The organism is bacterium, assembly GCA_018830565.1.
Lineage (GTDB): Bacteria > UBA9089 > JAHJRX01 > JAHJRX01 > JAHJRX01 > JAHJRX01.
In genome coordinates this window covers 1-8,396 of record JAHJRX010000037.1, presented here as the reverse complement: position 1 = coordinate 8,396, position 8,396 = coordinate 1, and the positions used below count along the sequence as shown (strand labels likewise).

The following is an 8,396-nucleotide window of genomic DNA, read 5'->3' as shown; positions in this document are numbered from 1 at the left end:
ATTCGAGAAACCAGAGTAGTCGAATATGCCAAGTAAAATTGGGAGCAATAATTGAAAGTTTTGTTTATTGGAGATGTAGTAGGAGAGTGTGGTCGTAAAACTATTGCTACTTATCTTCCTAAGTTAAAAAAAGAGCATAATTTTGACTTCATTGTGGCTAATGGAGAAAATGCGGCGGGTGGATTTGGTATTACCTCTAAAATAGCTGATAGTCTTTTTTCTTTAGGAATTGATGTTTTAACGACTGGTAATCATATATTTAGCAAAAAGGAGGTTCTTGAAATCTTAGATCAGGAACCTCACCTTTTAAGACCTATAAATTATCCGGCTGGAGTACCAGGAAATGGATCAGTGGTTATTACTTCTAAAAGTGGTTTAACTTTGGGAATAATCAATACCTTAGGAAGAGTATTTTTATCTACTTTAGACTGTCCTTTCCTTGTTACCAAAGATGAAGTTGCTAACCTTAATAAATATACTAAGAATATCATTGTTGATATCCATAGTGAAGCTACCTCAGAAAAAATAGCTCTTAGTTACTATTTAGATGGAAAAGTGGCAGCTATATTAGGAACTCATACTCATGTTCAAACAGCAGATGAAAAAATATCACCAGAAGGAACAGCTTATATTACTGATGTAGGTATGACCGGTCCTGTGGACTCAATAATAGGAGTTAAAAAAGATATAGTTATCAAGAGGTTTCTTACTCAAATGAATTTACGTTTAGAAGTAGCCACCAAAGGAGAAGGGTGTTTTTGTGGAGTAATTGTTGATATAGATCATGAGCAGGGGATAGCTACTCATATTGAAAGATTACAAGTTAAAGTATGATCAGTAATTCAGAAATAAGCGCTTACGGTTATCTTTATTGTCAGTGTTTAGTTGTCAATAATTAGCTTATTAAAAGAGGTGGGGATGGAACTTATTAAAGTATCTTCAAAATCTAGCCCTAATGCAGTAGCCGGAGCTATTTCAGGAATATTTAAGAATCGAAAAGCTCATGTAGAAATACAAGTGGTTGGAGCTGGAGCATTAAATCAAGCTATTAAAGCTATTGCCATTGCTCGTGGCTTTGTTGCTTCTAGTGGGTTAGATTTAGTCTGTATTCCAGCCTTTAGAGATATTGAGATTGATGGAATGCAGAGGACAGCGATTCGTTTAGCTATCCGGTCTCTTTCAGAAGAAGAATAAAACCATTCCATGAAAGAAAACGATAATCAATATATTTATACCATTACTGAAATTACTAAAGAAATAAAAAAATTATTAGAGAATAATTTTACAAGTGTTTGGATAAAAGGTGAAATTTCAAATTTACACATTCATACTTCAGGGCATATTTATTTTTCCTTAAAAGACCAAGAAAGTCAAATAAAGGCGGTTATCTTTAAGAGTAAAGCTTCTCAAATGAATCTTAAACTAAGGGATGGATTAAATGTAGTTGTTTATGGATTGATAAGTATTTACGAGCCACGGGGTGAGTATCAAATTATTGTTGACTATCTTAAAAGTACAGGAGCAGGGGTACTTTATGAAGCTTTTGAAAGGCTGAAGAAAGATTTAGAGAAAAAAGGGATATTTGACCCTAAACATAAAAGAGCTCTCCCGATGATCCCTCAACGGATAGGAATAGTAACTTCTCCTACTGGTGCAGCGATTAGAGACATTTTAAGTGTCATTAAACGTCGTTTTTCAAATATAGAAATCTTAATAGTTCCGGTAAAAGTTCAAGGAGAAGGTTCAGTAGTAGAGATTATTCAAGCCATCAATATCTTAAATAAGATTGAAGAAATGGAAGTAATTATCCTGACCAGAGGAGGTGGCTCGGTTGAAGATTTATGGTCATTTAATGATGAAAGATTAGCTTATGCTATTTATCACTCTCGTATCCCTATTATTTCAGCGGTAGGACATGAGACTGATTTTACGATTGCTGATTTTGTAGCTGATCTACGGGCGGCTACTCCTTCTATTGCTGCAGAAATTCTTACCAAGAACAAGAAAGAATTATCTCAAAAAATTAAATCTTTTAAAACTTTTATTATTAGCCGAACAAAAAGTACTCTGGTTAAAAAAAACCTTAGCTACAAAAATTGCCAAAATTCTATTCTTTTTAAAAGACCTTACTATAAGATAGATAAAATTCAACAATATCTTGATCATTATTTAAATACAATCTCTTTTAATTTTTCACGAAAGATTGAAACCTGGAAAAATAGACTTTTTATCAGTCAAGAAGATAAGATTTTTAAATTTCCACAAAGATACCTCTTAGGGTTTCGCAAACAAGATCTAGAACAAAGAAGATCTCTTGTTAGAAATATTTTCTGTCATAAGTTTCAAGAAATTCAATTTAAGACCAATCTTTTTATAGAAAAATTAGATTCATTTTCTCCTTTAAAAACTTTAGGGCGAGGTTATAGTATTACTTATTTATATCCAGAAAATGTGATTATCAAAGACAGTTCTCAAGTAAAAAAGGATAATAGTATTAGAGTTAAGCTGCATAAAGGAGAAGTTTTAGCCAAAGTTAATGAAATTAAGAGGGATAGCGATGAAGAAAGTAAAATTTGAAGAAGCTCTTAATCGTTTAGAAAAGATTGTCAAGCAGTTTGAGGAGAATGAATTAGGCTTAGAAGAGTCTTTAAAACTTTTTGAAGAAGGTATAAAACTCTCTGCAATTTGTCAAGATAAACTAAACGAGGTTTCTAAGAAGATAGAAATTTTAACTAAGTTTAACGAAGATGGTAGCCTAGAAAAGAAAACTTTTGAGGTTTCAGGTGAGATCTAGTTATTAAGGAAGTTGATTTTAGAGAGAGGTTAATTTGTTAGTCATTGAAAGATATCTATCTTCTTTAAAGAAAGAGATAGAAGAAGCTCTAGAGAGCTATTTACCTCCTGAGACTACTTATCCTTCGGTTATTCATAAGGCGATGCGTTATAGTGTGTTTGCTGGAGGAAAGAGAATTCGGCCTATCTTAGCTATCTCAGCTTGTGAAGCAGTGGGAGGAAAAGCTAAAGATGTCCTTTCTTCTGCTTGTGCTTTGGAATTAGTTCATACTTATTCTTTAATCCATGATGATCTTCCAAGTTTAGACAATGATGATTATCGTCGAGGCAAACCCACTTGTCATAAAAAATTTGGAGAAGCGGTAGCTATTTTAGCTGGTAATGCTCTTTTAACATTGACTTTTCAAATTATTACTGAACAAGGTTTAGCTGGAAAGATTGATGCTGCTTTAACCTTAAAGATTATTCACGAGATAGCTTTTGCTGTTGGCGCTTCTGGAATGATTGGAGGTCAGGTGGTAGATGTTACTTCGGAAAATTCTATTGATGCTCCTACTCTTCAATATATTCATACTCATAAGACAGGAAGTTTAGTTTGTGGTTCTTTGCGGGCAGGGGTTCTTTTGGGTAATGGCGATCAAGGTCAACTCCGATTATTAACCCAATATGGAGAATATATTGGGTTAGCTTTTCAAATTGTTGATGATATTTTAAATGTAGAGGGAGACAAAGAAAGAATAGGGAAGAACGTTCATAATGATATCTCTAAAAATAAATTAACTTATCCGGTGGTCTATGGAATAGGAGAGTCTAAAGAATGGGTTAAGCAATTATGCAAAGAAGCCATTTCTTCTTTAGAAAGCTTTGACTATAAAGCTGACCCTTTAAGAGAAATAGCTAAGTTTATTGAGTATAGAAACTATTAACATAAACGTTCAAATCTTAGCAATATTGATGATGTCTTTTTAAATAAGCATCTTCTTATTCTTGCTTAAAAATTCAAAATGATGGGTAAATTATTAGATCAAATAAATTCCCCCCATGATCTTAAGAGATTGAGTATCTTTGAGTTAGAGGTATTAGCTGAAGAGATAAGAAGTCTGATGGTGGATGTTGTTTCGGTAAATGGAGGACATCTTTCTTCTAGCTTAGGAGTAGTGGAATTAACTTTAGCTTTACACTATGTCTTTAATTCTCCTTTAGATAAAATTATCTGGGATGTAGGACATCAATCTTATGCTCATAAGATCTTGACAGGAAGAAGAGAGAAGTTCAAGACCTTAAGAAAGTACGGAGGAATTTCTGGTTTTCCCAAAAGAGAAGAAAGCTCTCATGATATCTGCAATACAGGGCATAGTAGCACTTCCATTTCTATAGCTTTGGGAATAGCTCTGGCTAGGGATCTTTCTGGGAAAGATTACAAAGTTATTGCTTTAATTGGAGATGGCAGTATTGCTAATGGATTAGCTTTTGAAGCTTTAAACCATGGGGGACATCTGAAGAAAGATATCATGGTTATCTTAAATAGTAATGAAATGAGTATCTCACCCACGGTAGGAGCTTTATCTTTTTATCTTAATAAGATCATTACTACTCCTCTTTATAATAAGTTAAAAAATGACCTCACAGAGCTTATTTCAAATATTCCTGTCCTTGGGCAAAAGATGAATATGATAGCTAAGAAAGTAGAAGAAGGGGTAAAAAATCTATTAGTTCCAGGAGCTTTCTTTGAAGAATTAGGATTTCGTTACTTTGGACCCATCTCTGGCCATAATCTTCCTGAACTAATAGAAACTTTAAAGAACCTCGTTAAGTTAAAAGGACCTCTTATTTTACACACTATTACTAAAAAGGGCAAAGGATACCGGCCAGCAGAGGTAAATTCTTCTTGGTTTCATGGAAGCTCCCCTTTTGATATAAAGACAGGTCAGCCAAAAGAGACTAATCATCAAGAAACTTATTCTCAGATTTTTGGGAATGCTTTAGTAGAAGAAGCTTATCGAGACGATAAGATTGTGGCGATTACAGCGGCTATGGCTGAAGGCACAGGTCTTTTAAGCTTTCAAGATAAGTTTCCTGGTAGATTCTATGATGTGGGAATTGCCGAAAGCCATGCGGTTAGTTTTGCTAGTGGCTTGGCTTTGGAAGGATTTAAACCAGTAGTAGCTATTTATTCTACTTTCTTGCAAAGAGCTTATGATCAGATTCTTCATGATGTTTGTTTGGCAAATCTGCCGGTAGTATTTGTTATTGACCGAGCTGGTTTAGTAGGCGAGGATGGACCTACTCATCATGGAGTGTTTGATATTGCTTATCTAAGCCATATTCCTAATATGAATATCATTTCTCCTAAGGATGGAGAAGAATTAAGAGCAATGTTGAAATGGGCTTTAAATTTTAAAGGGCCAATAGCTATTCGTTTTCCCAAGGGAAGTCCTTTTGAGTTTAATAAAGAGACAGAAGAGATTGTTTACGGAAAAGCAGAAGTTCTTTGCCATGGAGAAAAAGCAGTTATTTTTGCGGTAGGAAATATGGTCTACCCTTCTTGGCAAGCAGCTAATTATTTAGCAGAAGAAGGAGTTAATATTACGGTAGTAAATTTAAGATTTATAAAGCCTTTAGATAAGGAGCTTATTTTATCTTTAGTCAAGACCATTAAAAAAGTAGTAATCATTGAAGATCATATTAATAAAGGGGGATTAAAGGGTTTATTTTTGGAGATTTTCCAAGAAGGAGATATTGGTAATTTGGTGGTAGAGAGGATTAATCTTCCTGATAAATTTATTGAGCATGGAAATAACCAAGTTCTTTATGAAAGATATAATTTAACTCCCCAAGGAATTATCACTAAGATTAGAGAAATGATTAAAGATTAAGGTAAGTGCTTAGTTGTCCCTATTAGGTAATGAGTTTAATGAAAAAAAATGAGTTTAATGATTAAGGTAAGTGATTAGTTGTCCCTATTGGGTAATGAGTTTAATGAAAAGAATAGGCTTAATCGTTAATTTAAAGAAGGAAAATGCTCTTGTTATAGCCAGAGAATTAGCTTTTTGGCTCATGGAAAAGGATTGTCAAGTTTTTTTCCCAAAAGAAGTATTAAATCAATTAAATTTAACTTTAAGCCAAGGACAAATTTTAAGTGAAGAAGAATTAGAAAGATTAAACCTCATCATTGCCTTAGGAGGGGATGGTACATTTCTTCATACCGTAAAATTTTTAAAGGGAATAGAGATTCCTATCTTAGGTATAAACTTAGGAAGACTTGGCTTTTTAACTGAAGTGACTAAAGAAGAAATCTATCCTTTTTTAGAAAAAGTCCTTAAAGGTGAATATGCTGTTGATTATAGAATTATGTTAGAAGCCAAAGTAATGAGGGATGGTGAAAATATGGCTATCTTTTATGCTTTAAACGATGCGGTAGTAAGCAAAGGTTCTTTAGCTCGATTAATAAACTTTGAATTATTTATTGAGGATGAATATGTAGCTACTTATTTGGCTGATGGTATTATTGTTTCCACTCCTACTGGTTCTACGGCTTATTCTTTATCGGCTGGAGGGCCAATTATCTATCCAAGCTTAGATGTTCTGATGGTCACACCTATTTGTCCTCATTCTTTTACCCATCGTCCCATGGTCTTTACGGCTGATCAGGCTATCTTAATTAAGATTATCTCTAAGTATGAAGACCTTAATCTAACTTGTGATGGACAAGAAGGTCTTTCTTTAAAAAGCCAGGATAGTATTGTTATCACTAAAGCTCCTCAAAAAACTTTATTAGTTCATCCTCCCAAGAGAAGTTTTTTTGAAATCCTAAGGACTAAGTTAGATTGGGGAAGTAAAAAATAAAAAGTGAGTTATTCTTATCTAATCTATAATATCTTAATAATCACAGCCTCTCTTTTATACTTACCTTACTTATTTATTAAATCAAAAATTCTTCATCAAAAGAGCCATATCTTAGAAAAATTAGGAGTGCTTTCTAAAAAAAGCTCTTCTTTTTCCAAGTGTATCTGGTTTCATGCTGTTTCAGTAGGAGAAGTCTTAGCGGCACAGCCCATTATTAAAGAAACTAAAAGAGCCTTTCCTGATCAGAATATTGTTCTTTCTGTCTGGACTAAGACTGGCTTTGAAATAGCTTCCAAAAAGATAGAAGAGATAAACCTCTTATTTTACTTTCCTTTTGATATTTACTGGGTGGTAAAGAATTTCTTAAGAAAGATTAATCCTTCTCTAATTATCATCTTAGAAACTGAAATTTGGCCAAACTTTTTATATCTGGCTAATAAGATGAACATTCCTATCATTTTAGCCAATGGGAGAATTTCTAAAAAAAGCCTTAGTAAATACCGAATTATTCCTAAGAAATTTAGCCGAGAAGTATTAGATAAGCACACGATGTTTTGCATGCAATCAGAGGGAGCCTTAAAAAATATTATCTCCTTAGGAGCAAACCCTCAAAAAGTAAAGATTTATGGAAATTCTAAATTTGATCAAGTTTATCTTAAATGGACAGAACAAGAGAAAGAAAATTTATTAGTCTCTTTATCTTTATCTAAACAAGATAAAATTATAGTTGTAGGTAGTAGCCATAAAGGAGAAGAAGAATTATTTATCGAGACCTTTTCTCTTTTAAAAAAAGATTTTATCAACTTAAGATTAATTATCGCTCCAAGACACTTAGAGAGAATAATAGAGATAGAAAGTATTCTCAAGCATAAAAAGATCTCTTTCTTTAAATATCCCCAAGACTCAAAAAAAGAGGCTGAGGTTATTATCGTTAATACCATAGGAGATTTAATAAAATTTTATCATTTAGCCACGATCGTTATCATTGGTGGATCTTTTGTTCCAGTGGGAGGACATAATATTATTGAACCAGCTTTTCTTAAAAAGCCGATGATTGTTGGTCCTTATATGGAGAACTTTAGTGATCTGGTGGAGTTATTCAAAGAAAAAGATGCTTGTCTTCAAGTAGAAAATAAGCTATATTTAAAAGATATTATAAAAGATCTGCTTCTTAAGGAGGAGACACGGCTTAATTTAGGATTAAATGCTTATCAAGTAGCCAAAGAAAATCAAGGTACTTCAGAAAAAATTATCGAGCTTTGGAAATATCTAAAAATTCTTCACGGAAGATAGGGGAGAGCTTAGGCTTGTGATTAAAATTTGAGAAAATGAATAGGGACACCAACAAAAGAGATGAACTGATGGAAAATAATCTAAGATTATCTTCATTAGAAGAAGAAGTATCTATTATTGATTATCTTAAGGTCATCGCTAAGTATAAGAATTTAATTATCAGCTTATCCTTCTTTGCTACTATCCTAAGTGTAGTAATCAGTCTTTCTATGCCTAAAATTTATGAAGCTTCTACCACCTTTCTTCCTCCTCTAAAAGGTCAAGAGGGCTTACTGACTAAATTAATTTCCCAAAGTTCTTTAGGTGGGGTATCTTCTTTAATATGTAACAGCAAAATGAAAATGTCCTGTTTTCCGTTAAATAGAAATGTCCTATTTTGTATTAGATAAAAATGATCTTTTATATGGGTTTATTTTAAACTTCCTCCAAGGGTGATCCAATGGAAGAATATGCACCTTTCTTAT

General features: G+C 33.1%; 9 protein-coding genes. All 9 read left to right on the top strand.

Going from position 1 to position 8,396, the window contains the following annotated elements; all coding sequences use genetic code 11:
• Positions 1 to 51 precede the first annotated feature (51 nt).
• The 9 genes from KJ849_02950 to KJ849_02910 all read left to right on the top strand — a co-directional run bounded on the left by KJ849_02950 (position 52) and on the right by KJ849_02910 (position 8,321).
• Entirely contained in the window at positions 52 to 834 is a 783-nt protein-coding gene (locus tag KJ849_02950) for a TIGR00282 family metallophosphoesterase (protein MBU2599520.1), read from the top strand.
• An 84-nt stretch (positions 835 to 918) separates the two neighbouring features.
• Entirely contained in the window at positions 919 to 1,194 is a 276-nt protein-coding gene (locus tag KJ849_02945) for a stage V sporulation protein S (protein MBU2599519.1), read from the top strand.
• A 9-nt stretch (positions 1,195 to 1,203) separates the two neighbouring features.
• Positions 1,204 to 2,577 (top strand): exodeoxyribonuclease VII large subunit, encoded by a 1,374-nt coding sequence (locus tag KJ849_02940; GenBank protein ID MBU2599518.1) that lies wholly within the window; start codon positions 1,204 to 1,206, stop codon positions 2,575 to 2,577.
• Positions 2,558 to 2,794, top strand: a complete 237-nt coding sequence (locus KJ849_02935) for an exodeoxyribonuclease VII small subunit (GenBank protein ID MBU2599517.1) — start codon at positions 2,558 to 2,560, stop codon at positions 2,792 to 2,794. The genes KJ849_02940 and KJ849_02935 overlap by 20 nt, the downstream gene beginning before the upstream one ends.
• A gap of 142 nt (positions 2,795 to 2,936) precedes the next feature.
• Positions 2,937 to 3,719, top strand: coding sequence for a polyprenyl synthetase family protein (locus KJ849_02930; GenBank protein MBU2599516.1), 783 nt, complete (start codon positions 2,937 to 2,939; stop codon positions 3,717 to 3,719).
• Positions 3,720 to 3,800: 81 nt separating this feature from the next.
• On the top strand, positions 3,801 to 5,669 hold the full coding sequence (gene dxs / locus KJ849_02925) for a 1-deoxy-D-xylulose-5-phosphate synthase (GenBank protein MBU2599515.1): 1,869 nt from the start codon (positions 3,801 to 3,803) through the stop codon (positions 5,667 to 5,669).
• Positions 5,670 to 5,772: 103 nt separating this feature from the next.
• Positions 5,773 to 6,639 (top strand): NAD(+)/NADH kinase, encoded by an 867-nt coding sequence (locus KJ849_02920; protein MBU2599514.1) that lies wholly within the window; start codon positions 5,773 to 5,775, stop codon positions 6,637 to 6,639.
• A 3-nt stretch (positions 6,640 to 6,642) separates the two neighbouring features.
• Positions 6,643 to 7,932: a 3-deoxy-D-manno-octulosonic acid transferase gene (locus KJ849_02915; protein ID MBU2599513.1), complete on the top strand. Its 1,290-nt coding sequence runs from the start codon at positions 6,643 to 6,645 to the stop codon at positions 7,930 to 7,932.
• 68 nt (positions 7,933 to 8,000) lie between these two features.
• Complete coding sequence (locus KJ849_02910) at positions 8,001 to 8,321, top strand: hypothetical protein (protein MBU2599512.1); 321 nt, start codon at positions 8,001 to 8,003, stop codon at positions 8,319 to 8,321.
• The last annotated feature ends 75 nt before the right edge of the window (positions 8,322 to 8,396 follow it).

What these genes read in the sequence shown, in the direction of transcription:
- KJ849_02945 (MBU2599519.1), top strand. Translation starts at nt 919, where the DNA reads ATGGAACTTATTAAAGTATCTTCAAAATCTAGCCCTAATGCAGTAGCC.
- KJ849_02940 (MBU2599518.1), top strand. Translation starts at nt 1,204, where the DNA reads ATGAAAGAAAACGATAATCAATATATTTATACCATTACTGAAATTACT.
- KJ849_02935 (MBU2599517.1), top strand. Translation starts at nt 2,558, where the DNA reads ATGAAGAAAGTAAAATTTGAAGAAGCTCTTAATCGTTTAGAAAAGATT.
- KJ849_02930 (MBU2599516.1), top strand. Translation starts at nt 2,937, where the DNA reads ATGCGTTATAGTGTGTTTGCTGGAGGAAAGAGAATTCGGCCTATCTTA.
- dxs (MBU2599515.1), top strand. Translation starts at nt 3,801, where the DNA reads ATGGGTAAATTATTAGATCAAATAAATTCCCCCCATGATCTTAAGAGA.
- KJ849_02920 (MBU2599514.1), top strand. Translation starts at nt 5,773, where the DNA reads ATGAAAAGAATAGGCTTAATCGTTAATTTAAAGAAGGAAAATGCTCTT.
- KJ849_02910 (MBU2599512.1), top strand. Translation starts at nt 8,001, where the DNA reads ATGGAAAATAATCTAAGATTATCTTCATTAGAAGAAGAAGTATCTATT.